This is a genomic window from Methylocystis sp. ATCC 49242 (assembly GCF_000188155.2).
GTDB lineage: Bacteria > Pseudomonadota > Alphaproteobacteria > Rhizobiales > Beijerinckiaceae > Methylocystis.
Genome location: NZ_KE124774.1, coordinates 1,701,213 through 1,725,041 on the forward strand (window position 1 = coordinate 1,701,213; position 23,829 = coordinate 1,725,041).

The following is a 23,829-nucleotide window of genomic DNA, read 5'->3' on the forward strand; positions in this document are numbered from 1 at the left end:
TTATGTACTTTGGTGATTGATTGTCTTAGTAGAATCGGATGTCTCCGATTCGCAAACCTTATCCGTCTGACGTCAGCGACGAAGAATGGTCGCTGGTTGCGCCTTATCTGACGCTCATGGACGAAGGCGCGCCGCAGCGTCAACATTCGCTGCGCGAGCTGTTCAACGGCCTGCGTTACGTGCTGCGCTACGGCATCGCCTGGCGCGCCATGCCCAACGATCTGCCGCCATGGTTCGCCGTGTATCAGCAATCGCAGCGCTGGCTGTCGGCGGGCGTGTTCGAGGCGCTTGCGCAGGATCTGCGCGCCCAGTTGCGCGTCGCTTCCGGGCGGGCGGCGGAGCCGACGGCGGCGATCATCGACAGCCGCACCTTGCGCTCGACCCCTGAGAGCGGCCCACGAGCGGGCTATGACGGCGCGAAGCGAAAGCGCGGCTCGAAGCTGCACATGGCAGTCGACACATTGGGCCATTTGCTGGCGTTGCATGTCACGCCGGCGAATGTCGATGACCGCGCCGAGGTCGGCAAGCTCATCGCAGCCGTGCAGGATGTGACAGGCGAAAGCGTCGAACTCGTTTATGTCGATCAGGGCTACACCGGCGAAAAGGCGTCCGAGGCGGCGAAGGCGCAAGGCGCCGAACTGTGCGTCGTCAAACTTGCCGAAGCGAAGAAGGGCTTCGTGTTGCTGCCCAAGCGCTGGGTGGTCGAGCGTTCATTCGCCTGGGCGACGCGATGCAGGCGGCTCGTCAAAGACTACGAGCGCTATGCTCAGACCCTCGCAGGACTCCACGTCGTCGCCTTCGCATGTCTCATGCTCAAGCGCGCAGCAGATTTCATGATCCAAGGTGCATAACACCCTCTAGCCGCTGGCCTCCGCCCGAAGATTACGTAACATGGCGCTGTCGAGAAGTGGATGCGGTTTATCGCCGCCCAGCCGCGCACGCCTTGCGCCGCGGCAAGCAGGCATTCGCGGGGAGGAGGAACAGAAAATGACGGCGCTGGGACGTAAGCGTTGCATTGAACTCCGAATGGACAGGGAAACCGCTTGGGCGATGCGTCGCGTACTGTTACGATTCCACAGAGGCGCTGCGCTTGCCTATGAAGGCCGAGCGCTATCGGCTAACGAGGAGCGGCAAAAACATCTCGAATATGCCTTGGCCGATACCATCGAGCAGGATGTTATCAAGTTAATGCGAATCTGCGGGTGGGAAGAGGAAGACGACGCCCCACGCGAGTGACCTGTGTGTGTCGAAAACCTCATCCGCGCTGATGTGGCGACGAAATCGGCTGAGCTGGCGAGATGATCGCGCTAATCCGGTTATTGCTGGCCATCCCGGCGTCGCTGTCCCTGCTCAAAAATCTATCCCCGGCCTACTCGCCTCCGTATTTTCACTTATGGAAACGGATAGAGCGGCGTCCGATATCTTAAGGATCTCTCCAATGTTTCCTTTGTCCATTTTGGAGGGCAACTAGGCCGCCCGACACTCTCGGAGCGGCCTTTTTTAAGCGCTGGCTTTTATGGCCGAGTTGGTCAGCCCTCATGTTTTGGCGATGGGCTTCGCAAGCCGCACGTCCGACCCCGTCCCTATCTTTCGCCCTCGGGCGAAAGATAGCCAGCGCAAATCAAGCTCTAGGGAGGAATCCACGATCCGCCTGCGGGCGACTCATTTCTGCGTATTTCCAATGAGTCAGGGTATAACAGGCCCGAGGGGAGCAAACTGCGCGGCGCCGCCCGCCCACGATCCATGCCAAGTGGGCGACGCAGCAACCGCTGAGGCGACGACACACGCAAGAATCCGGGCCGGGGCGGCGGAAGTCGTGCGAATGTGAAGCCAGGGACAGGAGCCTGTCCGCTGGACCCATTGTGGCGAACCCGAGAAGTCGCCAAGGGCAATTTTGTTGACGTTGACAAAATCCGGACGAAGGGCGACAGCGCTTTGCACGTGTCGTCGCCTTCATTTCGCCAAGCGAGCGGTAAAATTGGGGCGCGCGGGAACAAAATCGCCTCATTCACTGGGAGGAATGCATGAATACGGCTACGCGAAATCTTCTCGCCACCACTGCGGTCATATGGCTTGCCGGCGGGGGCGTTTATTTCCTGGGCAACTCCTTGCAAGACGCAAAGGGCCCCTCGACTCACGAAAACGCAGGCGCTGGAGAATCTTCGCCGTCCAAGCCCTCTGACGTGGCGGCCGCCCCGGCGACGCCCGCCCCGGCCGCCGAGCCGGCTCCGGCTGCGCCGGCGGCGCCCGCTCCGGTGGCCGAGGCCGCGATCCCGACTGCCGCCGCGCCCGGGTCTGCCGACGAGTTGCTGGCGCTTCAGAAGGACCCGAAGCAGTGGGTCTCGCCGACTGGCGACTACGCGAATCTGCGCCATTCGGCTCTCAAGCAGATCACGGCTGAGAACGTCGGCAAGCTTGCTCCGGCGTGGCAGTTTTCGACCGGCGTGCTGCGTGGCCACGAAGGCGCCCCGCTCGTCGTCGGCGACGTGATGTATCTCCACACGCCGTTCCCGAACAATGTTTACGCGCTCGACCTGAAGGATCCGGATCACAAGATCCTCTGGAAGTATGAGCCGAAGCAGGATCCGTCCGTCGTTCCGGTCATGTGCTGCGACACGGTGAACCGCGGCCTCGCCTATGGCGACGGCAAGATCTTCCTGGCCCAGGCGGACACGACGCTTGTCGCGCTCGACGCCAAGACCGGCAAGCTGGTCTGGTCGGTGAAGAACGGCGACCCGGCGAAGGGCCAGACCTCCACCGCCGCTCCGCACGTCTTCAAGGACAAGGTGTTCGTGGGCATCGCCGGCGGCGAGTTCGGCGTGCGCGGCCACATCACCGCTTACGACATCAAGGACGGCAAGCTGGCCTGGCGCGGCTACTCCATGGGCCCCGACAGCGACACGCTGATGGACCCGGAGAAGACCACCCATCTCGGCAAGCCGGTCGGCAAGGACTCGGGCATCTCGACCTGGCAGGGTGACCAGTGGCAGATCGGCGGCGGCACCACCTGGGGCTGGTACAGCTATGATCCGGAACTGAACCTCGTCTATTACGGCTCGGGCAACCCCTCGACCTGGAACCCGAAGCAGCGTCCGGGCGACAACCGCTGGTCCATGACCATCTGGGCGCGCGACCTCGACACGGGCAAGGCCAAGTGGGTCTACCAGATGACCCCCCACGACGAGTGGGACTATGACGGCATCAACGAGATGGTTCTCGCCGACCAGAACATCGGCGGAACGACCCGCAAGACGCTCGTCCACTTCGACCGCAACGGCTTCGGCTACACGCTGGACCGGGTGACGGGCGAGCTGCTCGTCGCCGAGAAGTTCGACCCGGCCGTGAACTGGGCGACCAAGGTCGACATGGACAAGAACTCCAAGACCTATGGCCGTCCGCTGGTCGTGTCGAAATATTCGACCGAGCAGAATGGCGAGGACACCAACACCCAGGGCGTGTGCCCGGCGGCGTTGGGCGTGAAGGACCAGCAGCCGGTCTCCTATGACCCGGCGACGGGTCTGTTCCTGGTGCCGACGAACCACGTCTGCATGGACTACGAGCCGTTCCGCGTGTCCTACACCGCGGGTCAGCCCTACGTCGGCGCGACGCTGGAAATGTATCCGGCGGGCAAGGTGCTCGGCGACGGCACCAACAACACCGGCAACTTCATCGCCTGGGACGCCAAGGTCGGCAAGATCGTCTGGTCGAACAAGGAGCAGTTCTCGGTGTGGTCGGGCGCGGTGTCGACCGACGGCGGCGTGACCTTCTACGGCACGCTCGAGGGCTATCTGAAGGCCGTCGACACGAAGACCGGCAAGGAGCTTTACAAGTACAAGACTCCGTCGGGAATCATCGGCAACGTCATCACCTATGAGTCAGGCGGCAAGCAGTATGTCGCGGTCCTCTCGGGCGTTGGCGGCTGGGCCGGCATCGGCCTTGCGGCTGGTCTGTCGAAGAGCAATGAAGGTCTCGGCGCGGTGGGCAACTACGCCTCGCTCGCCAACTACACCGCCCTCGGCGGCGTGCTGACCGTCTTCGCTCTGCCGAACTAAGCGAGACGCTTGGCGCATAAGCAAATCTGGCGCTCGGCGCACCCCTCGGTCGGGTGTCGCCGAGCGTTATGAACAGCGGCGGCAAAGTGTACCACTGAACCGGCTTTGGGGGCTGCTGTGACGGCGGCGCAAAAGTGTACCGGTCCTGATAGGCCGAACTCGATGTCATCGACTGGCATGGAGAGGCCGAAAGGATGTTCACAGTGGAACTCTATGCCCGGGTGAGACGCGCGGTGATGGCGGAAGGGCTGAGCCGGCGGGAAGCGGCCAGGCGCTTCGGCGTGCACCGCAATACGATCACGAAGATGCTTCAATATTCGGTTCCGCCGGGGTATCGGCGTCGGGAGCGGCCGATCTCGAAGAAGCTGGGGCCGTATATGGCCTGGATCGACAAGGTCCTGGCGGATGATCGGCTTGTTCACGCCAAGCAGCGTCATACGGCACAGCGGATATTCGAACGGCTGCGGGACGAAGAAGGGTTTTCCGGCGGTTACACGATCGTCCGGGAATATGTCGCGCAGGCGCAGTTGCGGTCGCGCGAGATGTTTATTCCACTCAGCCATCGACCGGGGAATGCGCAGGCGGATTTTGGCGAGGCGGACGCCTATATCGCCGGCAGGAAGGTCCGCTTTCATTATTTTTGCATGGACCTGCCGCATTCGGACGGCTGCTTCGTCAAGGCCTATCCGGCGGAGACGGCGGAAGCCTTCTGCGACGGCCATGTCGCGGCCTTCGCCTTCTTTGGCGGCGTCCCCCAGTCCATTCTTTACGACAATACGCGTCTCGCGGTGGCCAGGATCGTGAAGGGTGGAGAGTGTCTGCGTTCGCAAATGTTTGCGGAACTCCAGAGCCATTACCTTTTTGCTGATCGCTTTGGCCGGCCCGGCAAGGGGAATGACAAGGGCAAGGTCGAGGGGCTTGTCGGCTATGTCCGGCGCAACTTCATGACGCCACTGCCCGTGGCGGAGAGTTTCGAGGCGCTGAACGCGAGGTTCCTGGACGCCTGCACGAAACGACGGCGGGCGATCCTGCGCGGCCAGTCGACGCCGATCGGCGAACGCATGCAGGCGGATATGGCGGCATTCCTGCCGGCGCCGCCGGCTCCCTATGACGCCTGTCACAAGGTCGCGACGCGCGTGTCGTCGATGGCGCTGGTGCGCTACCGCAACAACGATTACTCGGTCCCGATGCGCTTCGGCCATCGGGAGGTGCTGGCCAAGGGCTATGTCGATCGGGTCGAGATTGTCTGCGGCGGGGAGACCATCGCCGTGCATGCGCGCAGCTACGGCAAGGCCGAGTTCATCTACAACCCGCTGCATTATCTCGCTTTACTCGAACACAAGAGCCGCGCGCTCGATCAGGCCGCGCCGCTCGACGACTGGCGGCTTGCCGACTGCGTGCATCGTCTGCGGCGGCTGATGGAGGCGCGCATGGGGAATAGCGGGCGCCGCGAGTTCATCCAGGTGCTGCGGCTGATGGAGGACTTTCATCAGCATCAGGTCGAACAGGCGGTCGCGGAGGCGCTGCATCTTGGCGCGATCAGCTTTGACGCAGTGAAGATGCTGCTGCTGGCCAGGCTGGAGAACCGGCCCGCGCGGCTCGATCTGACATTCTACCCCTACCTGCCGGCGGCTACGGTCGGCGCGACGGATCCGCGCGCCTATCTCGGGCTCGTCGCCGGCGCGAGCGTCATCGCGGGCGTCATGGACTCGAACGCGGGGGGGCCGGCATGACCATCTCGCATGAGCCAGGTTCGCAGACGATCGTCGCGCCGCAGGTGCTGCTGGGTAATCATCTCAAGGCGCTGAAGCTTCCCACCTTCGCGCGCGAATATGAGAAGGTGGCGCTGGAGTCGGCGCAGGACCGCGCCGATTACCCGCGCTATCTGCTACGCCTGTGCGAACTGGAGCGCATTGATCGCGAGCGGCGCAATGTCGAGCGCCGCATCCGGCTGGCGCGCTTTACGCAGGTCAAAAGCCTCGACACATTTGACTTTACCGCCCAGCCTTCACTCAACGAGCCGCTCGTGCTGGAGCTGGCGCGGTGCGAATGGATCGAGAAGCGACAGAACTGCATCGCCCTTGGGCCAAGCGGAACGGGGAAGACCCACGTCGCGCTCGCCCTGGGGCTCGCCGCCTGCCAGAAGGGGTTCAGCGTCGCGTTCACGACCGCCGCGGCTCTTGTGCACGAACTGATGGAGGCGCGCGACGAGCGCCGCCTGCGCGCGCTGCAAAAGCATCTCAACACCGTCAAACTGCTGATCGTCGACGAACTGGGCTATGTGCCGTTCACGGCGGTCGGCTCAGAGCTGCTCTTCGAGGTCTTCAGCCAGCGCTATGAACGCGGTGCGACGCTGGTGACCAGCAATCTGCCCTTTGATGAATGGACGTCGGTGTTTGGCTCCGAGCGTCTCACCGGCGCATTGCTCGACCGGCTCACCCATCATGTCCACATTCTGGAAATGAACGGCGAGAGCTATCGGCTGGCGACCGCAAAGAAAGCGCAACGGCGAAACCGCGATCTCCCCGACGCGCCCGCAATCGACAAAGGAGGCGCCGACACGACGAACTGATCGCCGTCGCGCGCGTTGAACCGCGCTGCGCTACGCTCCGCGCGCCTCAACGCCCGCGTCAACTAAACTACAAGGGCCGTGCGGCCCTTTTCTCGAAACCAGACCGGTACACTTTTACCCCGCCTTCATGCACATTTTGTCCCCGCCATTGACACTTGCCTCGTTCGCTTCGACAGCAACAAATACTCGGTGAAGGCCAGCGCCGTTGGCCGGCCCGTCGAAGTTCAGGCCTATGCCGACCGCATCGTCATTCGGCAGGACGGGAGTGTCGTCGCTGAACATCCCAGACGCTTTGGCCGAGACGAGACGACCTACGACCCCTGGCATTACGTGCCCGTCCTGGCGAGGAAGCCGGGCGCCCTGAGGAACGGCGCGCCGTTCAAGGACTGGGTGCTGCCATCCGGCATGGAAAGGATTCGGCGCAAGCTCGCGGGCTCCACCGACGGCGATCGGCAAATGGTGAAAATCCTCGCCGCGGTTCTCGACGACGGGCTGCCGGCGGTCGAAGCCGCCTGCGCCGAGGCCATGGATCAGGGCGTCCATTCCGCCGACGTCATTCTCAACATCCTCGCGCGCCGCCGCGATCCCGGACCGCCGCTGACCATCCTCACGCCGGACGCTCTGAAGCTGCGGCACACCCCTCTCGCCGATTGCGCAAGATACGATCAACTGAGGAGTTCGAGCTGATGATGGAACGCACGCAAATCTTCGATCTCATGGGAGAACTCAAGCTCTATGGCATGAGGAGCGCTTACGACGAGGTGATCGCCGCGGGCGTCAAGCGGCAGCACGAGCCGCCGCAGATCGTGGGCGACCTTCTCAAAGCCGAAATCGCCGAAAAACACGCCCGCTCGATCAAATATCAGATGACCATCGCCAAGCTGCCCTTAGCGAAGGACATTGACGACTTCGACTTCAACGGCGCGACTGTCAACGAGACGCTCGCGCGCGACCTTGCAAGCGGCGGCTTTGTCGCTCAGCAGCGCAACATCGTTCTCGTCGGCGGCACGGGAACCGGCAAGACGCATCTCGCGATCGCCATTGCGAGAAGCTGCATTCGCGCCAGCCTGCGCGGGCGCTTCTACACCACGGTCGATCTCGTCAATCGGCTCGAGGCGGAAACGCGCGCCGGACGGCAGGGACGGCTCGCCGATTACCTCACCCGCCTCGACGTCGTCATCCTCGACGAACTCGGCTATCTGCCCTTCGCGCAGGCGGGCGGCCAATTGCTGTTCCATCTGATCAGTCGGCTCTATGAGCGCACCTCGATCATCGTCACCACCAACCTGGCTTTCGGCGAATGGCCGAGCGTCTTTGGCGATCCGAAGATGACGACCGCGCTGCTCGACCGCCTTACCCATCACTGCGACATCGTCGAGACCGGCAACGAAAGCTGGCGCTTCAAGAACCGCGCCTGAGCCTGTCCACTTCGTCAGGCCGCTGCCGTTATCGGCATGACAGCGGTCGGGCTATGCCCTCCCGCCGTCATACCAATAACGGCAGAAAACTCGCGCCAAGACAGGGGTCCCTTTTGGATGAAAAACTGGGGTCCCGATCCAATGGCGTTTGACAGGTAGACCTCGCCGCCGGCGTCCACACACACGCTTCTGGCGAACTGCCTCTTGGTGCTATTCTCGCCTTGTGCGATTAGTTGTCAATGGCGGGGACAAAATGTGCATGAAGGCGGGGTAAAAGTGTACCGGTCTGGTTTCGAGAAAAGGGCCGCACGGCCCTTGTAGTTTAGTTGACGCGGGCGTTGAGGCGCGCGGAGCGTAGCGCAGCGCGGTTCAACGCGCGCGACGGCGATCAGTTCGTCGTGTCGGCGCCTCCTTTGTCGATTGCGGGCGCGTCGGGGAGATCGCGGTTTCGCCGTTGCGCTTTCTTTGCGGTCGCCAGCCGATAGCTCTCGCCGTTCATTTCCAGAATGTGGACATGATGGGTGAGCCGGTCGAGCAATGCGCCGGTGAGACGCTCGGAGCCAAACACCGACGTCCATTCATCAAAGGGCAGATTGCTGGTCACCAGCGTCGCACCGCGTTCATAGCGCTGGCTGAAGACCTCGAAGAGCAGCTCTGAGCCGACCGCCGTGAACGGCACATAGCCCAGTTCGTCGACGATCAGCAGTTTGACGGTGTTGAGATGCTTTTGCAGCGCGCGCAGGCGGCGCTCGTCGCGCGCCTCCATCAGTTCGTGCACAAGAGCCGCGGCGGTCGTGAACGCGACGCTGAACCCCTTCTGGCAGGCGGCGAGCCCCAGGGCGAGCGCGACGTGGGTCTTCCCCGTTCCGCTTGGCCCAAGGGCGATGCAGTTCTGTCGCTTCTCGATCCATTCGCACCGCGCTAGCTCCAGCACGAGCGGCTTGTTGAGTGAAGGCTGGGCGGTAAAGTCAAATGTGTCGAGGCTTTTGACCTGCGTAAAGCGCGCCAGCCGGATGCGGCGCTCGACATTGCGCCGCTCGCGATCAATGCGCTCCAGTTCGCACAGGCGTAGCAGATAGCGCGGGTAATCGGCGCGGTCCTGCGCCGACTCCAGCGCCACCTTCTCATATTCGCGCGCGAAGGTGGGAAGCTTCAGCGCCTTGAGATGATTACCCAGCAGCACCTGCGGCGCGACGATCGTCTGCGAACCTGGCTCATGCGAGATGGTCATGCCGGCCCCCCCGCGTTCGAGTCCATGACGCCCGCGATGACGCTCGCGCCGGCGACGAGCCCGAGATAGGCGCGCGGATCCGTCGCGCCGACCGTAGCCGCCGGCAGGTAGGGGTAGAATGTCAGATCGAGCCGCGCGGGCCGGTTCTCCAGCCTGGCCAGCAGCAGCATCTTCACTGCGTCAAAGCTGATCGCGCCAAGACGCAGCGCCTCCGCGACCGCCTGTTCGACCTGATGCTGATGAAAGTCCTCCATCAGCCGCAGCACCTGGATGAACTCGCGGCGCCCGCTATTCCCCATGCGCGCCTCCATCAGCCGCCGCAGACGATGCACGCAGTCGGCAAGCCGCCAGTCGTCGAGCGGCGCGGCCTGATCGAGCGCGCGGCTCTTGTGTTCGAGTAAAGCGAGATAATGCAGCGGGTTGTAGATGAACTCGGCCTTGCCGTAGCTGCGCGCATGCACGGCGATGGTCTCCCCGCCGCAGACAATCTCGACCCGATCGACATAGCCCTTGGCCAGCACCTCCCGATGGCCGAAGCGCATCGGGACCGAGTAATCGTTGTTGCGGTAGCGCACCAGCGCCATCGACGACACGCGCGTCGCGACCTTGTGACAGGCGTCATAGGGAGCCGGCGGCGCCGGCAGGAATGCCGCCATATCCGCCTGCATGCGTTCGCCGATCGGCGTCGACTGGCCGCGCAGGATCGCCCGCCGTCGTTTCGTGCAGGCGTCCAGGAACCTCGCGTTCAGCGCCTCGAAACTCTCCGCCACGGGCAGTGGCGTCATGAAGTTGCGCCGGACATAGCCGACAAGCCCCTCGACCTTGCCCTTGTCATTCCCCTTGCCGGGCCGGCCAAAGCGATCAGCAAAAAGGTAATGGCTCTGGAGTTCCGCAAACATTTGCGAACGCAGACGCTCTCCACCCTTCACGATCCTGGCGACCGCGAGACGCGTATTGTCGTAAAGAATGGACTGGGGGACGCCGCCAAAGAAGGCGAAGGCCGCGACATGGCCGTCGCAGAAGGCTTCCGCCGTCTCCGCCGGATAGGCCTTGACGAAGCAGCCGTCCGAATGCGGCAGGTCCATGCAAAAATAATGAAAGCGGACCTTCCTGCCGGCGATATAGGCGTCCGCCTCGCCAAAATCCGCCTGCGCATTCCCCGGTCGATGGCTGAGTGGAATAAACATCTCGCGCGACCGCAACTGCGCCTGCGCGACATATTCCCGGACGATCGTGTAACCGCCGGAAAACCCTTCTTCGTCCCGCAGCCGTTCGAATATCCGCTGTGCCGTATGACGCTGCTTGGCGTGAACAAGCCGATCATCCGCCAGGACCTTGTCGATCCAGGCCATATACGGCCCCAGCTTCTTCGAGATCGGCCGCTCCCGACGCCGATACCCCGGCGGAACCGAATATTGAAGCATCTTCGTGATCGTATTGCGGTGCACGCCGAAGCGCCTGGCCGCTTCCCGCCGGCTCAGCCCTTCCGCCATCACCGCGCGTCTCACCCGGGCATAGAGTTCCACTGTGAACATCCTTTCGGCCTCTCCATGCCAGTCGATGACATCGAGTTCGGCCTATCAGGACCGGTACACTTTTGCGCCGCCGTCAAAGCAGCCCCCAAAGCCGGTTCAGTGGTACACTTTGCCGCCGCTGTTCATATATTGACGTCGTCGAGTGGGCGGGGCGACGCATGGCCTGGATGGCATCGCTTGTAATTGGCTACGGCAAAGCCGTTCGGCGGCGGCAACGGGAGGCGAGGATTGGCACGAATAAAAATCGCCTATGTCGGAGGCGGGAGCACTCGCGCCCCTGGAACGTTGGCTGCGCTCATCAACCAGGGTGAGAACTTCGCCGGCTCGGAGATCGTCCTCATCGACCTTGAGGCCGATCGCCTCGCCGTGGTCAAACTCCTCGCCGAGCGCATGGCGCGGTGCCGGGGTCTCGAGTTGACGATCTCGGCGACGACTGAACGCCGCGGTGGGCTGATGGACTGCGATGTCGTCCTCACCTGTTTCCGGCCTGGTGGCTTCCAGGCGCGCTACCTCGACGAGAGCATTCCTCTCCGGCACGGGTTCGTCGGCCAGGAGACGCAGGGGCCAGGTGGCCTCTTCCTGGCCCTACGCTCGGTCGCGGTCATGAAGGAGATTATCGCAGACTTAGAACGCGTCGCCCCGCGGGCAATGATCATCAACTACACGAACCCCGCGAATATCGTGTCGCAAGCTGTATCCGAGAACACGACGATCCCAATCGTCTCACTCTGCGGGGGACCGATCTCCGACCCAGCTGAGTTAGCGACAGCGGCGGGGCTCGACCCCGCGCGGCTCGACGTTCGCTCAATCGGGCTGAATCACGCTTCTTGGTCGATCCGCCACCGCTACGATGACCAAGACATCATGCCGCTCCTGGCTGCGGCGTGGAAGGAGCGCCGCGACGACGCGCAGATCAAGCCGGCCCTGCGCCGGATGTGGCGGATCGCGCTCGCCACTGGATCGATCCCCAGCAAGTACGCGATGTATTACTACTTCACGGACGAGATCCTGGCCGAGCTACGGGCCAAGCCGACGACCCGCGCGCAGGACATCATGGGCGCGATACCTGACTACTGGGCGCACTACCTCGAGCAAGCCAAGTGCGACTGCCCGGAACTCGATCCAAACCGCTCGCGTCGCCCCATCAAACTGGCGATCGACGTAATTGACGCCATCTTCAACGATCGCCGGGCGCTTCTCCCAGTCAACGTCCCGAACCGGAGCGCGATCCCTGGTTTCCCCGACGAGCTTGTGGTGGAGACGCTCGGGGTAGCCGATGCCTCTGGCGTCGCGCCATTGGCGATGGGCACCGTGCCGGTGCCAGTGACTGGCCTGGTCCACGCCCTGGCCGAGTACCAGATGCTCGCCGCCCGGGCGGCTTGGGATGGGAGTCGCCGGGACGCGATCCAAGCGCTCCTGGCCAATCCGCTTTCCATGAAAATGGGGAGAGTCGAGGCGCTTTACGACGAAATGGTGGCCGCACATAAGGAGTACGTGCCGGAGCGCCTCTTGAATGATCGGTAACGGCATGGCGGTCGATATTACGTGCGTTCTTGAGGCACACCGTTGCGAGTGGTTGCGACGGTGGGTGAGACGGTCCGTTTGGCCTTCCTCAGCGTAGATGGCGCAAACAAGAAGACGGGCGACGCGTTCCCGCAACCGGATAGCAAAATCCGGTCGCGGGCTGCACCGGGAACTCAACATGTAAAAAAAGCGTCGTATGAAGTGGATCGCTAGCGCTCGCCGTCGATTCCGTTCGACGAGGCATAGCAGAGACGGGGGCTCCGGCAGTGCGTCAAAGTCCATTTTGAATATTGCAGCCATCCGATAGCGCTCGGTCCATACTAGCGTAGCCAGAGGCATCGAAAGGGGCACCGCTGGCGACTGCATGGCACAGCTGACGTCGATCGGGATTACGGCGGCGTGCGAATCGTTGCGCACCGCATGATGGCGTTAAAGGTATAGATGAAACGCTCGCCGTCCTCTGGGACCCAGGCCACGGTTCGCACGCCCGCGCGGGACACGCCGGGAACGAGGGCAGCTTGATCGGCGTGCGCTTGGTGATCGAACTCCAATTCGACGACGCAACCTGTCGGCAGCGTGAAGGGCCGCGCCGCCTCGAGGCGGCGCACGGCCTGCTCCGCGGCCTCCCGAATGAGCGCCTGGGCTTTGCGCGGGTGGAGGTGGAGGGCGGCGTAGGTGCTGATCGCCTCCTTGACAACGACGCCGATGACCTGCTCGCCGAGGAGCGCCTGAGTCTGGGCTACCGCCTTGTCGTCGCCGGCAATGAGGATCACCGGGATGCCGAAGTGCCCAGCTACGACCGCGTTAATACCGAACTCACCGGTCGAGACGCCGTCGATACGGACATCATTCAGCCACCTCGACCAGGTGTGCGCTAGGGGGGCGGAGGTGCCAGCCTTGGCATGGTAACCGGTGTAGAAGACGCCGGCGATTCCCTCTAGATCAACCCCCTGCATCATCCTCAGCGGCATGTCGCTGCCGCTGAGGAAGCGGACCGCCGGGTGGAGTTCTTCCGGGATCAGATTTCGCTTCCCGTCGTGGCCGTCGTTGACAATGACCTCTTCGGCACCTCCTGCCAGCGCACCCTCGACCGCCGAGTTCACCTCGGCCGTCATACGCCGTCTGGTACGAAGGTAGCGGTCCTGCGAGTGTGGCTCGGAACCGCCGACCACCTCAGGCGGCATTACCTGAGTCCAGGAGACAACCCCACAGGTTCCTTCCATGTCGGCCGAAATGAGAATCTTTCCAACCATCAGGCGCGTGTCCTTTAACTGGCCGATCGTTTGATACTTTGGCGTCGGCAACGCGTGATCCCATCACGCATTCCCGCGGTCGAATGAAAGGTTCCCAATTCTTGTCTACCTTGACCTTCCGAGTGCGAGGTCTGTGGACAGGCGTTCTAAGAGCGATTTAGGTCTGGCTAGGGCTGTTTTGTCAAGTTCCCAAACCACAAGCATTGCTGGGTGGTCTGGCCTGCTGCCAGTTTCATGGAAGCCGAGCAACGTTGTTTCATGAGGCCGGAGGTTGGTTATGGCGAGACGGATATTCAGTCGGGAGTTCAAGGTAGAAGCCGTTCGGCTGGTTAAGAAGCGCGGCATCTCCGTCGCGCAGGCCTGCCGCGATCTAGATGTGCATGAGAACCTGTCGCGGCAGGAGTTGACGGCGCATCCAGCGCAGGCCTTTCCCGGGCGCGGCCAGCAGACGCCCGGGCAACTGGAGATCGAGCGGCTGCGCCGTGAAGTCGCCAAACTACGGGCGGAGCGCGACACCCTAAAAAAAGGCCGCAGTCTTCTTCGCGAGCGAAGCGAAATGAGGTGCACTTTCATCGCGAAGCACCGGAGCGTCTGGCCGGTGGCGTGGCTCTGCGAAGCGCTGGACGTCCCCCGGTGGGCTTTCACGCCTGGCTGCGTCGCGGGTCGAGCGTCCGGGCGTTCGCCGACTGGCGGCGAAAATACGCGGGAGCTTTGGGCGGCGCCCGCACCTATGGCGCCCGCCGTGTCTGTCGGGACGTCCTGGCGGAAGGCTTCTCCTGCAGCCTGCACACGATCGAACGGTTGATGCGGGCGAACGCCTTCCGGGCGCGACCGCGTCGCCGTAGCCTGCCGAAGGACGACGGACAACTCGTCACGGATGCGTTGATGATGGCGCTCTGGCGGCGCGGCAAGCCGGACGCCCTGCTCCGTCACTCCGATAGGGGCAGCCAATACGAGCGAGCAGTTCCAGCGCCTGATGGGCGACAATGGCGTCGTTTGTTCGGTGAGACGATCCGGCAATGTCTGGGACAATTCGGCAATGGAGAGCTTCTTCTCTTCACTGAAGACCGAGCGGATCGGAAAGAAAATCTACCGCGTGACGACGCGCGCGCCGATGTCTTCCATTACGTCGAGCGGTTCTACAACCCTGTCCGCAGGCATTCGCCGATCGGCTACGTCAGCCCGGTTAAATTCGAAGAAGTTGGGGGTAACTTAACTCGGCGTCCACGAAATCGGCAGCAGGCCAATCAGCGGTGCTGGCAGGTTAATTACATTAACCCATATTGTATCCAAACTGCAGCCTCGCGATAAGGCCCAGTCGGCGGAAGAGGGTTTTAATTTTGAGGGGGCATCGACAAAGAGCGTTTTTTCTGCCTTGGCCATTCCCCCACCCCTCTGTAAAAGTTTCAGCAATCTTTGAGGGGGGAAGAGGAGGCTCAATGAATTCGCTATCCGTTGCTGCCGTCGTGCTCGGCAGCGCATCCGGCACTGCACTTGTTGGCCTGCTTCTGCATGCCAGATTGCAAAGCCATTTGGACCCAGATTCAAAGGAGGTTATCAAGCTTGTGATGGGTCTGATCGGCACCATGTCAGCGCTGATCCTTGGTCTGCTTATAGGCTCGGCGAATAACTCCTACAATACGCAGAGGAATGAGTTGCAATCGGTCTCAGCCAACATTGTCTTGCTCGATAGACTGCTGGCATCCTATGGAACGGAGACCAAAGGGGCGCGCGACGAACTACGAAGCGCGGTCAAGGGGGCCCATGACCGAATCTGGTCGCGGGGAGGCCCGCGACCGGCAAATGTTGACTCAGCCATCAAATTTATAGAGCAGCTCCAGGGTCTAACTCCCAAGACCGAGACTGGGAAAATCTTGCATCGTCGAACCATGGAGGTGGCGGCGGGTATTCTGCAAACTCGACTGTTGATGGCAGAACAGGCCGAGGACGCGCTCCCCAAACCGTTCCTGGCGGTGCTAATATTCTGGATAGGCGCGCTCTTCTTGGGCTTCGGCCTCTTTACTCGTTGGAATGGCACGGTGATAGCAGCTCTGCTGTTGGGCGCGATTTCTTTCTCGGGCGCTATTTTTCTTATCATTGAGCTGAGCATGCCCTTTGAAGGGATCATGCGACTCTCCGACGCCCCGTTGCGCCACGCGCTGGCGCAAATCGGTGGATAAGACCAACGCGATTTTTCTGGGAAGGAAGGGAGGATGGCGCACGCATCCTTTGCGGCTTTGTTCTAGATGGCCGCCACGGTTTTGGCCAATGCAAGTGCGAAGAGGTTCTTGGACGAGAGGTTATCCAACGCGGCGTAAGCAACGACTGAGTCAGCGAATGGTAAATTGGTGAAGTTCAAGGCTGATGATCGAACGCCTTAGTCCACTTCGGAGCGCAGCAACAACGGCGATCGTGCTCGTCCTGGGGCTGACGCCTGTTCCAGGCACCGAGCCCGGCGCGATGGAGGGAGGACAGTTGGCACCGCCTTCCGTGTTCACCTGGACCGGCCTTTACGCGGGCGCCAACTTCGGCCACGCTTGGGCCTCGAAAAACGCGATCGGGCTCCGCTCGACCAATCTGGTCGATCTCACGACCATTGGCTTCGGCCCTGCTTCAGCTCTGAGCGCTTCCGGCGTCGCTGACGCAAGGCTCAACGGATTATTCGCCGGCGGACAGGTTGGCTATAATTGGCAGTTCGCCAAGCAGTTTGTCGTGGGCGTAGAGGCTGATATTCAGGGTGCCAGCGTCGATGGCGGCGGCGGCCTCGCCAATGTGGCAGCGGCCCGCCTCGCGCCGCCCGCCTGGGCGGTGACCAGCGCGTCGCTCCGACGCAACCTCGAGTATATTGCCACGCTTCGCGGACGGTTCGGCTATGCCGCCACGCCAACCCTGTTGCTCTATGCGACGGGCGGCATCGCCCATGGCCGGGCGCGGGCTGGGATCGAACTGGAGCAGAGCCTGACGTCCTCGGATTTCGACGACGCCGAGGTCGAGGGTGAACATTACGGCAATCTGATGGGCTTTGTCATCGGCGGCGGGCTCGAGGCGGCGTTTGGAAGGCACGTCAGCGGGAAGCTTGAATACCTCTATTACGACCTCGGGACGCTGCGGCTCGGTACCCCTCGGATCGATCGGCTCGCCTATTTCAACTCCGCCTCCATGATCGACCTTCTCGCCGTCACGCGCCTATCGACCCGTTTCAATGGCCATCTGCTCCGCGCGGGCGTGAACTACCGCTTTGAGTGGAGCCGACCGCAAACCTATAGCTCGGCGGCCGCTCCGCTCTTCGCAATCAATGACGACGCTGCGGAGCCAGACGAATCGCATCACGGAAACCCTCTTCAGGGATCGCCAAACGACGTCTCCCAGCAGCTCGCCGAGGCGAAGGCGCGACCCGCGTCGCTGTTGCCCTTCGGGCCGCTTTCGCCCCTTCACGAGGCTTGGAAACTGCTGGACAAACGCCTGCAGGAAGAGATCGGGCTCGACCTCGGGCTCAATTATACCTCGCTCTACCTGAGCGCGAACCGCATGCTCTCGCTCACTCAAAAAATCGAAAACGAGGACCGGCCGCTCAGGCCCGCGCAAAACGAAGGGGCGAGCGGCGATCTCGATTTCTTCGGAAGGCTGCGGCTAAGCCCGCCCGGCGCGCGCTGGCCGCGGGCGATCGCCTTCGCCACCGAATGGCGCCATCCCTTCACCCTTGTGCCGCCCGGACGGCTCGGAGACGAAATCGGCTCCATCTGGGGGACCGCGAACGGATTCAACAAATACGCCTATTCGCTCACCGAGCTTTATTGGGAGCAGGGGTCTCGCGAAGACGGGCTGATGTATCGGATCGGCCGCATGAAGCCGTCGAATGTCTGGAAACGGGGGCGTTTCGTCAGCTCCAATGATAGCTTCCTGAACACAACGCTCTCGAGTACGCCGGCCATGGCGCTGCCCGGCGCGGGCTTAGGTGCGGCCGCCGCCGTCGCGCTCCCAGAAGACGTTTACATTCTCCTGGGCCTAAATGACGCCAACGGCTCAAATTATCAGCCGGGACATCCCGAACGCGGCGAGTTCTTTTATGGGCTCAGCCTGGGCGTCAAGCGGGGTAAGAGCAAGACCGGCACGGGACATTACTTCGTTACGCTTTGGCACCGGGATCGGCTGAAACTCCAAGATGTGCCAAGCGGCCAGGGGATCGCCTTTCACGTTGAGCAGGAAGTCGACTCGGAGACTAAGATCGTCCCGTTCGCGCGCTATTCCTATGGCTATGGGGCAGGCTTGCGCGTGCGTCAGTCCCTTGCGGTCGGGATGGGCGTGGAAAAGCCCTTTGACCGACAATCGGATCGCTTTGGGCTGGCCTTTTCCTGGGCGGAGCCCGTTAGCAATCCCAAACGCGACCAATATGGGTTCGAGGCGTTCTATCGCCTCGCCCTCACGCCCGATACGCAGCTGACCCCAGATCTGCAAATCATCTTCGCTCCTGCTGACAATCCGCAGGCGTCGAGCGTGGTCGTCGGGGGCGTCAGGCTTCGTACGCTCTTTTGATCGCGGGTCGCGTTTTGGATTTGCACCTGTCCCTACTGGACAATGGAGCCGAGCTTTCGCGACACAAAGGACCCTCGCTTCGGCATGGGGTTAGGCATTCTTCGCATCGCCGATCCGCATCGACGCGACAGACTTCTTCTCTTAAACGCCTTCGCTATTTTACTTTTGACGCTGCTCGGCGCGGCAGGCGAAAGCCTCGGCATGGATCGTGATCTCAAGGTCAACACCACCAAGCGGAGAACGCATTTGTGAAGTTGCATGGAATAAGGACCCCGCTTTTGGGGTGATTTGCATCCAATCGGGCCCCCCGGGGCAAAGGGTCCACAGTGGCCTCCTGACGGGAGGGAGGCCGAGGTTGGGATGCTGGTTGTGGAAACGATTGCGAAGATTCGGCGCGTGTACGCGGCGGCGCAATACTCGAGCCAATGAGCGGCGCGTTGTGTGACCGCGTGGCGGCGTAAAACCCGGCCACTTTGGGGCTGAGCTTTTCCGGATTCGATTCGGGAGGGCGGCCGGGGATGTTTGCGGTGGAGTCATCGTGGCCATACAGCTTGATGTCGATTTCGTTCTGGGTGATCAGGCTGAGCGGCGTGTCGCGCGAAGAGTCGCCAGCCTTCATCTTGCCGCCAGCCGTTCATTCGTCGCTGCCATACATGCGCCACATGGCGGAGGTGAATGCAATCTCAGCGTCACGCTCCGGGTTAGCGCCCTCCTGCGCCAGATCACGATTGACAAGGAACGCGTGCCCGAGCCCGGCAACGTCCAGAACGCCGCCCATGATCGAGCAATACGCCGAGTAGGACGCGAGCGGTTCGCCCTTCCAACGCGGCTTGCCCTTGGCAATCCAGCCCTGAATGATCGTCAGGCAGTGCTTCACCAACTCCGGACGGTTTTCCTCAACCCAATTTTGAAGCTGCGGATGCTTGAAGGTGCGGCCCTTCTTCGGGTCGCGCTTCGCATCGAGCCGGATGACGAGGCGGCGGCGCGCAAGCAGATCAAGGACATTCCCGACGTCGGCAAAGTCGCTCTTGCGGAAGTCATGAAATACAAGGAAAAATTCACGCCGCCGAACAAGAGCTCGGGCGACGACAAGTAGTATCGCCGCCCGCGCTTCTTTTTAGCCGCTGAGCGCGCGCTTCATGACGCGCGCCGCCGCCACGTAGCTGCCAAGCCGTTCGTTGAACAGGCTGCAATAGTCACCTGGCAGTACGTCGCTACAGTTCCACACCAGACCGCACGCCTCTGTGAGCGTGATCTGACGCTCTTCGAACTCAACTGTCGGCTCGGGCGCGCCGGGCCGACAGTTGATGAACAGCTCGATCGCCTCGAGGAAAGCGTCACGGACGTGGCTCTTGGCGTGGCCGCCATTGCGGTCGTAGGCGTAATGTTTCATTTAAGCTCTGCCTTTCGTTTTGCTGATAACGAAAGGCCGGGCGGACGCCCCGATCTCGCTCGCGCCGCCTCGGCCTCATTTAGAGGCCATGCCATGCCTTGCCGCGTTACATCGCCGCTACAGCGCGGCAATGCACTTCGCGCCTGCGATCGGGTCGGCGGGAGGAATTATTTGTAGGCTCGCATGAAGGCGGCCCTTTGGCAAACTAAGCAGGCGCCCGATTTCGACTGGCGGCCGGTGCGATCAATGCCGACGGTGCGATCAACCGCCGCATGAAGTGCAGCGCCTTCCGCGCATATCCCGAGCCGCCCGCGAAAGGACGGGCGAAAGGGAGTGAAAACGATGAGCATTGGCTTTCAAGCGCTATTCCTGCTGGCGCTCTTCGCCGCCGTCGGCGCCATGTCGGCGATTCTCGTGCTGTAACTAGACAATCTGGCCGCGCGCATCGTCAAACCTTGACTTTACGCGCCGTGCGGCCAGATTTTGCCACTCCTGAATTAGACACGGTTTGCCCGCGTCCTGCGCCTCATACGGCGACGCGGTTGCTTCTTCCAGCGGACGCGCGGGCATTTCAAAAAGCGAAGCCGCAGAGCGCAGGAACGCTCCACGGCCTCTTGATCGCCCCTCCGCGCAGTCGGAAACGCCCCTTGTAGAACCTGGACGCCTCCCATGACACCCTCAATCGGCTCCTGCCGCCCTCCGGCCATATCGACCGCTCGGCCGTGCTCAAAGATGGGCATCGCCAGTATTGGTAGATGGAAGCCCACGGCTGGAGGTTCGGCCGCTGTCTGTCCTATTCATGGCACGTGAGCGGGCGATGCGCGATAGGGCCCAAGCGCCGCCCAGGCCGCGGGTCAGACAGCTGCTCGCGCGCCCTCCGTCAAGGGTGTCATGGCGCTCAATGTGTCGACACCATTCCGACACCAATCTGGCTTCCGACTGTGTACCCCCTGCTTGGGCCCAGTGACGGACTTCCTCACAGGCTTGACGCCATCCGTCAATTTGTTCTTTCTTTGTTCACATGGCGAGACGGCGCATCCCTGAGAACACGAGCGACTATTCCAGATGGTTGGCGGGCGAGATCTCGGATCGGTCGGCTGGCATTCGGCTGAGCCCGACGACCTCGCTTTTCGTCGGGATGGCGCTCGAGGGCTACGCCGAGTCGCTGGATCAGCGGGAAGCCGGCGAGTTGCCCTTTATCGTGACAGCCATCGATCCGGATGGTGGGTCCGAGGTCATTGCGGCCGCGAAGAACCTCCATGTGGCAACGGCCGCGTTTACTGCCTCTGTCGTCGCGCGTCCCAAAAGCCGAATCGTGCTTCGACACGGCGCAAGGGTTATTTCCGAGAATCGGGCGCAAGAAGCGACCTCAGTGACCAAGGCCATGGAGTGACGCGCCGATCGCAATTTCGGGCGGCTGAATGTGGGGATACGCGTCGACCATTTGGTGACACCGAAGTGACACAGGCGCAGGTGCGCCGTGACATGAATTTGCAAATATCTGATTTTATTAGAAAAATAGTGGCTGGGGGACCTGGATTCGAACCAAGATTAACGGAGTCAGAGTCCGGCCGTGATCATTGTTCTATAAGGGTTTTCTCAATCCGCGCCGCGCACGCGCCGCGTCTACTCGCCCTTTCCTAAGATCAAATCCGCAGCTGCCGCCAGTTCGTCCGCGTGATCATGCTGCGGGAAAAGATGGCCATATGTATCCAGCGTGACGCTGATGTTCGAATGGCCGAGCCGCTCTTGAACGATCTTCGCCGGGAGCGCGAGGCCGCCGTCTTCCTTTCGATTGATCATCCAAGAGGCGCAGAAATGCCGGAGGCTATGCAGCCCGGTATATTTCGCCCTGCCCTCCTTCGTGACGACACCGGCGGCGACACAAACGGGCTTTAGCCCACGGTTCACAATGTTCTGATGCAGCTCGATCGTCCCCTTCCCCGTAGGAAAGACGAGGTCGCCCGGCGGGCAGGCGACCTTCCATTCGCGCAGGACATTCACCAGGGCACGCGGGATTGGGACAACCCGCTCGCCGGCGACCGTCTTGGGCGCACCGATCGACTTGTAACGGTCTGCGCGCTGTCTGACGTGGATTTCCCCGCGCGATAGGTCGACGTCACCCCAATGGAGGCCACGCAACTCGGAGCTGCGCAGGCCGGCGAAAATCGCCGTCATCAGCAATGGCCGCCAGCGTCCTTTCGCGGCCGTCAGAATGGCCCGGATCTCATCCCGCGTGGGAACGTCCACCCCAACCTTGATCTTGCCGCGCTGGCGCGCCTCCGCCTGCCGCTCGATGCCGGCGTGGCGACGCGCGCGAACGTCGCGGACGACGTTTTTCGCGAGCAGGCCCCTTTCCTGGGCGTCGGAGAGCATCGATCCAAGGCTGCGCACGATCCTCTTTATCATCGCCGGCGAGCGGGGCTTGTCGAACGGGGCCGAGCCGGCTCGCATCGCGTCTTCGAACGCGCGGACCATCGGCGGCGTTATTGCCGAAAGCCTCGTCGTGCCCATCGCAGGGAGAATATGCAACTGAATGTGTTGCTCGTAAGCCTCAACGGTCGTTCGCTCGAGCTGTCGCCCTTCACAGCTCGAGATCCACAAGCGCGCTGCCTCACGCACGGTTATCGTCGCGCTGTCGGCGACGTGGACCCCTGCCCTAACGTCGACTCGGGCGCTCTCATGCCATCTGACGGCGTCGCCCTTCCGCTTGAAACTCTTCTGCCGCCGCACCCCACCGGCGTCGGTATAATCGGCGAGCCAGATTTCATATTCCTCGCCCTTGCGGGTGCGACGAGTGCGCTTGCGGACGCTCATTTTTCAATCTCCGCAAGCTCTCGTTCAACTTGAGCGACGATCTTCGAGAGATTCATTGTCGAAACGTGACGACTTCCCGAACCTTCCTCCATCGCCAAAATTGGGCCGATCACGTCCTTTCCGCGAACGCGAATAGCCCACACCTCTTGCAACGGATTGCCGACGTTAACGACCTTGCCCGGTCCCGATATTTCCCCTTGGATTGGGAATGTTGGCGCTGCGATCTTAAAGTTCTCGGCGCGCATTCCAATCTTTGGTTTCCAAACCGAAGACATGCAATTGAAGACCATAAAAAGGCGGAGGTGTTCGACTTCGTAAGGCCAGGCGTCCAGATTGCATTCCGCGGTCGTGGGCGACTCCCATTCTTCGCGAAACGCTGGACCTATCTTGCGCTCCCAATAAACATTCACGATGACCTGTATTTGCGCGGGCCCTAGGCCCATCTCGAATAGTTCCATGGCGAAAATGAGCGTGTAAATTTCGTTCCGTCCGTAATCCACCCTCCCGCCCTTACCAGGCTTATCGCCCCGCGGGATTCCGAGCTTTTGCAGATTTTGAACGCGCCCTCGAAGCGCGCCTTTAACGACATCGGGGTTTCCCCAGTAGAGCCGGCTTAGCAGTTCCATTGTCTGCGAATAGGTCGCCACGTCGCCAAACTCCTCAAGATCGGCAACGGCGTAACCACAGACTTGTGTTTCGTGTCAATTGCGATTAGGAAGATCAAAGCATAACCACAATGTTATGTTTCTAGACAATCCTGTCACGGTTTGGCTTTAGTCAAACGGAGGAGCAATGAACCAGAGCCCTAATTCGATCGCCGACGACCTCCTCGAGGGCGCTGACGAGATTTCCATTTTTCTCTTCGGAGAACACGACGACAAGCGCCGCGTCTATCATCTGATCGCCCGCGGCCATCTGCCTAGCTTCAGGATCGGCAAAAAGATTTTCGCGAGAAAATCAGCGCTGCTCAAGCATCTCTCTGATCTCGAGGCGAATGGCACGAAAGGCGGCAAGGCCGCGTAAACGAGAAAGGCCGGATCGGTGGCACGATCCGGCCTTTAACTCTGCCCGCAAGTCTCTGAAAACTTGCGGAATTCCCCCACCTGCTAAAATAGGGAACGCCTATGCGGCGTATTGGCAATGTCCAACAAAACAACAACCAAGTCAATCCAAAAAATCATCCCATTTCCAAGAATTAAGCCCGAATTTTTGGTGCTCGACCACCGCGAAAATCCAGACGGCTCGCGAACTTTCTGGCTTGAAACCGACGACGCCGACATGCCGGGGATCGTCGCGCAGTCGCGCGACTACGCCAAAATTCTGCAAGTCGCGGACGAAATTTTAGCGAAAGGAAACGCTCGCCTTTTCGATCTCTACGCGAGCGGACGCTTGTGCGAATGACGGCGGCGCAGATCTCCCGTTCGCTGCGCGGCTTCCCATCCGGCCACGGCTGGCTATGTCGCTGTCCATGCGATGACCACGGAAGGGGGCGCGGCGACCG

19 protein-coding genes and 3 pseudogenes are annotated in these 23,829 nt (G+C 61.6%); 16 read left to right on the forward strand and 6 right to left on the reverse strand.

Features of this window, described 5'->3' with window-relative positions:
* The first annotated feature begins 38 nt into the window (after nt 1–38).
* The 7 genes and pseudogenes from MET49242_RS10490 (at nt 39) to istB (MET49242_RS10520) (ending at nt 8,042) form a co-directional block, all read left to right on the forward strand.
* A complete protein-coding gene (locus MET49242_RS10490; RefSeq protein ID WP_036279258.1) occupies nt 39–851 on the forward strand; it encodes an IS5 family transposase in 813 nt (270 codons plus the stop codon).
* Between the two features lie 136 nt (nt 852–987).
* Nucleotides 988–1,236 (forward strand): hypothetical protein, encoded by a 249-nt coding sequence (locus MET49242_RS10495; RefSeq protein ID WP_144259569.1) that lies wholly within the window; start codon nt 988–990, stop codon nt 1,234–1,236.
* A gap of 788 nt (nt 1,237–2,024) precedes the next feature.
* Nucleotides 2,025–4,052 carry a methanol/ethanol family PQQ-dependent dehydrogenase gene (locus MET49242_RS10500; protein WP_227967846.1) on the forward strand — a complete coding sequence of 676 codons (2,028 nt, stop codon included), beginning with the start codon at nt 2,025–2,027 and terminating at the stop codon, nt 4,050–4,052.
* 194 nt (nt 4,053–4,246) lie between these two features.
* On the forward strand, nt 4,247–5,785 hold the full coding sequence (gene istA, locus MET49242_RS10505; protein WP_051134121.1) for an IS21 family transposase: 1,539 nt from the start codon (nt 4,247–4,249) through the stop codon (nt 5,783–5,785).
* On the forward strand, nt 5,782–6,624 hold the full coding sequence (istB, locus tag MET49242_RS10510; protein ID WP_036282811.1) for an IS21-like element helper ATPase IstB: 843 nt from the start codon (nt 5,782–5,784) through the stop codon (nt 6,622–6,624). Before istA (MET49242_RS10505) ends, istB (MET49242_RS10510) begins: the two co-directional genes overlap by 4 nt.
* Before the next feature lie 132 nt (nt 6,625–6,756).
* Nucleotides 6,757–7,299 (forward strand): annotated as a pseudogene (locus tag MET49242_RS10515) (IS21 family transposase); the annotation flags it as partial.
* 14 nt (nt 7,300–7,313) lie between these two features.
* Nucleotides 7,314–8,042, forward strand: a complete 729-nt coding sequence (gene istB, locus MET49242_RS10520; protein ID WP_036282815.1) for an IS21-like element helper ATPase IstB — start codon at nt 7,314–7,316, stop codon at nt 8,040–8,042.
* A 388-nt stretch (nt 8,043–8,430) separates the two neighbouring features.
* On the opposite strand, the gene istB (MET49242_RS10525) is transcribed toward istB (MET49242_RS10520), so the two are convergent.
* Complete coding sequence (gene istB, locus MET49242_RS10525; protein ID WP_036282401.1) at nt 8,431–9,273, reverse strand: IS21-like element helper ATPase IstB; 843 nt, start codon at nt 9,271–9,273, stop codon at nt 8,431–8,433.
* Nucleotides 9,270–10,808, reverse strand: coding sequence for an IS21 family transposase (gene istA / locus MET49242_RS10530; RefSeq protein WP_051134086.1), 1,539 nt, complete (start codon nt 10,806–10,808; stop codon nt 9,270–9,272). Before istA (MET49242_RS10530) ends, istB (MET49242_RS10525) begins: the two co-directional genes overlap by 4 nt.
* A gap of 228 nt (nt 10,809–11,036) precedes the next feature.
* Between istA (MET49242_RS10530) and MET49242_RS10535 the strand changes: the two genes are divergently transcribed.
* The gene (locus MET49242_RS10535) at nt 11,037–12,332 is read left to right on the forward strand and encodes a glycoside hydrolase (protein WP_036287673.1); all 1,296 of its coding nucleotides are present in this window, start codon (nt 11,037–11,039) and stop codon (nt 12,330–12,332) included.
* Nucleotides 12,333–12,721: 389 nt separating this feature from the next.
* Here MET49242_RS10535 and MET49242_RS10540 read toward each other — a convergent pair whose 3' ends face one another.
* Nucleotides 12,722–13,636 carry a M55 family metallopeptidase gene (locus MET49242_RS10540; protein WP_202804163.1) on the reverse strand — a complete coding sequence of 305 codons (915 nt, stop codon included), beginning with the start codon at nt 13,634–13,636 and terminating at the stop codon, nt 12,722–12,724.
* Between the two features lie 226 nt (nt 13,637–13,862).
* Here MET49242_RS10540 and MET49242_RS24210 point away from each other — a divergent pair.
* The 5 genes and pseudogenes from MET49242_RS24210 to MET49242_RS24935 form a co-directional block, all read left to right on the forward strand.
* Nucleotides 13,863–14,785 (forward strand): annotated as a pseudogene (locus MET49242_RS24210) (IS3 family transposase); the annotation flags it as partial.
* Between the two features lie 239 nt (nt 14,786–15,024).
* A complete protein-coding gene (locus tag MET49242_RS10550) occupies nt 15,025–15,765 on the forward strand; it encodes a DUF4239 domain-containing protein (protein WP_036282816.1) in 741 nt (246 codons plus the stop codon).
* A 295-nt stretch (nt 15,766–16,060) separates the two neighbouring features.
* Nucleotides 16,061–18,118 carry a carbohydrate porin gene (locus MET49242_RS23325; RefSeq protein ID WP_158497284.1) on the forward strand — a complete coding sequence of 686 codons (2,058 nt, stop codon included), beginning with the start codon at nt 16,061–16,063 and terminating at the stop codon, nt 18,116–18,118.
* Nucleotides 18,119–18,154: 36 nt separating this feature from the next.
* Nucleotides 18,155–18,361: pseudogene (locus MET49242_RS10560) on the forward strand (IS4 family transposase); the annotation flags it as partial.
* A gap of 295 nt (nt 18,362–18,656) precedes the next feature.
* On the forward strand, nt 18,657–19,214 hold the full coding sequence (locus MET49242_RS24935; RefSeq protein ID WP_144259570.1) for a hypothetical protein: 558 nt from the start codon (nt 18,657–18,659) through the stop codon (nt 19,212–19,214).
* A gap of 21 nt (nt 19,215–19,235) precedes the next feature.
* Here the strand turns inward: MET49242_RS24935 and MET49242_RS10570 are convergent, their stop codons facing one another.
* Nucleotides 19,236–19,511: a hypothetical protein gene (locus tag MET49242_RS10570; protein WP_036282821.1), complete on the reverse strand. Its 276-nt coding sequence runs from the start codon at nt 19,509–19,511 to the stop codon at nt 19,236–19,238.
* A 1,069-nt stretch (nt 19,512–20,580) separates the two neighbouring features.
* Between MET49242_RS10570 and MET49242_RS10575 the strand changes: the two genes are divergently transcribed.
* Nucleotides 20,581–20,904, forward strand: a complete 324-nt coding sequence (locus MET49242_RS10575; protein WP_144259571.1) for a hypothetical protein — start codon at nt 20,581–20,583, stop codon at nt 20,902–20,904.
* Nucleotides 20,905–21,137: 233 nt separating this feature from the next.
* Here the strand turns inward: MET49242_RS10575 and MET49242_RS10580 are convergent, their stop codons facing one another.
* Nucleotides 21,138–22,328, reverse strand: a complete 1,191-nt coding sequence (locus MET49242_RS10580; protein WP_036282826.1) for a site-specific integrase — start codon at nt 22,326–22,328, stop codon at nt 21,138–21,140.
* The gene (locus MET49242_RS10585; protein ID WP_036282828.1) at nt 22,325–22,975 is read right to left on the reverse strand and encodes a hypothetical protein; all 651 of its coding nucleotides are present in this window, start codon (nt 22,973–22,975) and stop codon (nt 22,325–22,327) included. The genes MET49242_RS10580 and MET49242_RS10585 overlap by 4 nt, the downstream gene beginning before the upstream one ends.
* A 145-nt stretch (nt 22,976–23,120) precedes the next feature.
* On the opposite strand from MET49242_RS10585, the gene MET49242_RS10590 reads away from it, so the two are divergent.
* Nucleotides 23,121–23,351 carry a helix-turn-helix domain-containing protein gene (locus MET49242_RS10590; RefSeq protein WP_051134123.1) on the forward strand — a complete coding sequence of 77 codons (231 nt, stop codon included), beginning with the start codon at nt 23,121–23,123 and terminating at the stop codon, nt 23,349–23,351.
* 117 nt (nt 23,352–23,468) lie between these two features.
* Nucleotides 23,469–23,729, forward strand: coding sequence for a hypothetical protein (locus MET49242_RS10595; RefSeq protein ID WP_144259572.1), 261 nt, complete (start codon nt 23,469–23,471; stop codon nt 23,727–23,729).
* Nucleotides 23,730–23,829: the final 100 nt, after the last annotated feature.

Bases quoted from the DNA above. Each gene is read 5' to 3' on its own strand.
- MET49242_RS10490 (WP_036279258.1), top strand. From the start codon at position 39: ATGTCTCCGATTCGCAAACCTTATCCGTCTGACGTCAGCGACGAAGAA.
- MET49242_RS10495 (WP_144259569.1), top strand. From the start codon at position 988: ATGACGGCGCTGGGACGTAAGCGTTGCATTGAACTCCGAATGGACAGG.
- MET49242_RS10500 (WP_227967846.1), top strand. From the start codon at position 2,025: ATGAATACGGCTACGCGAAATCTTCTCGCCACCACTGCGGTCATATGG.
- istA (WP_051134121.1), top strand. From the start codon at position 4,247: ATGTTCACAGTGGAACTCTATGCCCGGGTGAGACGCGCGGTGATGGCG.
- istB (WP_036282811.1), top strand. From the start codon at position 5,782: ATGACCATCTCGCATGAGCCAGGTTCGCAGACGATCGTCGCGCCGCAG.
- istB (WP_036282815.1), top strand. From the start codon at position 7,314: ATGGAACGCACGCAAATCTTCGATCTCATGGGAGAACTCAAGCTCTAT.
- istB (WP_036282401.1), bottom strand. From the start codon at position 9,273: ATGACCATCTCGCATGAGCCAGGTTCGCAGACGATCGTCGCGCCGCAG.
- istA (WP_051134086.1), bottom strand. From the start codon at position 10,808: ATGTTCACAGTGGAACTCTATGCCCGGGTGAGACGCGCGGTGATGGCG.
- MET49242_RS10550 (WP_036282816.1), top strand. From the start codon at position 15,025: ATGAATTCGCTATCCGTTGCTGCCGTCGTGCTCGGCAGCGCATCCGGC.
- MET49242_RS10570 (WP_036282821.1), bottom strand. From the start codon at position 19,511: ATGAAACATTACGCCTACGACCGCAATGGCGGCCACGCCAAGAGCCAC.
- MET49242_RS10580 (WP_036282826.1), bottom strand. From the start codon at position 22,328: ATGAGCGTCCGCAAGCGCACTCGTCGCACCCGCAAGGGCGAGGAATAT.
- MET49242_RS10590 (WP_051134123.1), top strand. From the start codon at position 23,121: ATGAACCAGAGCCCTAATTCGATCGCCGACGACCTCCTCGAGGGCGCT.
- MET49242_RS10595 (WP_144259572.1), top strand. From the start codon at position 23,469: ATGTCCAACAAAACAACAACCAAGTCAATCCAAAAAATCATCCCATTT.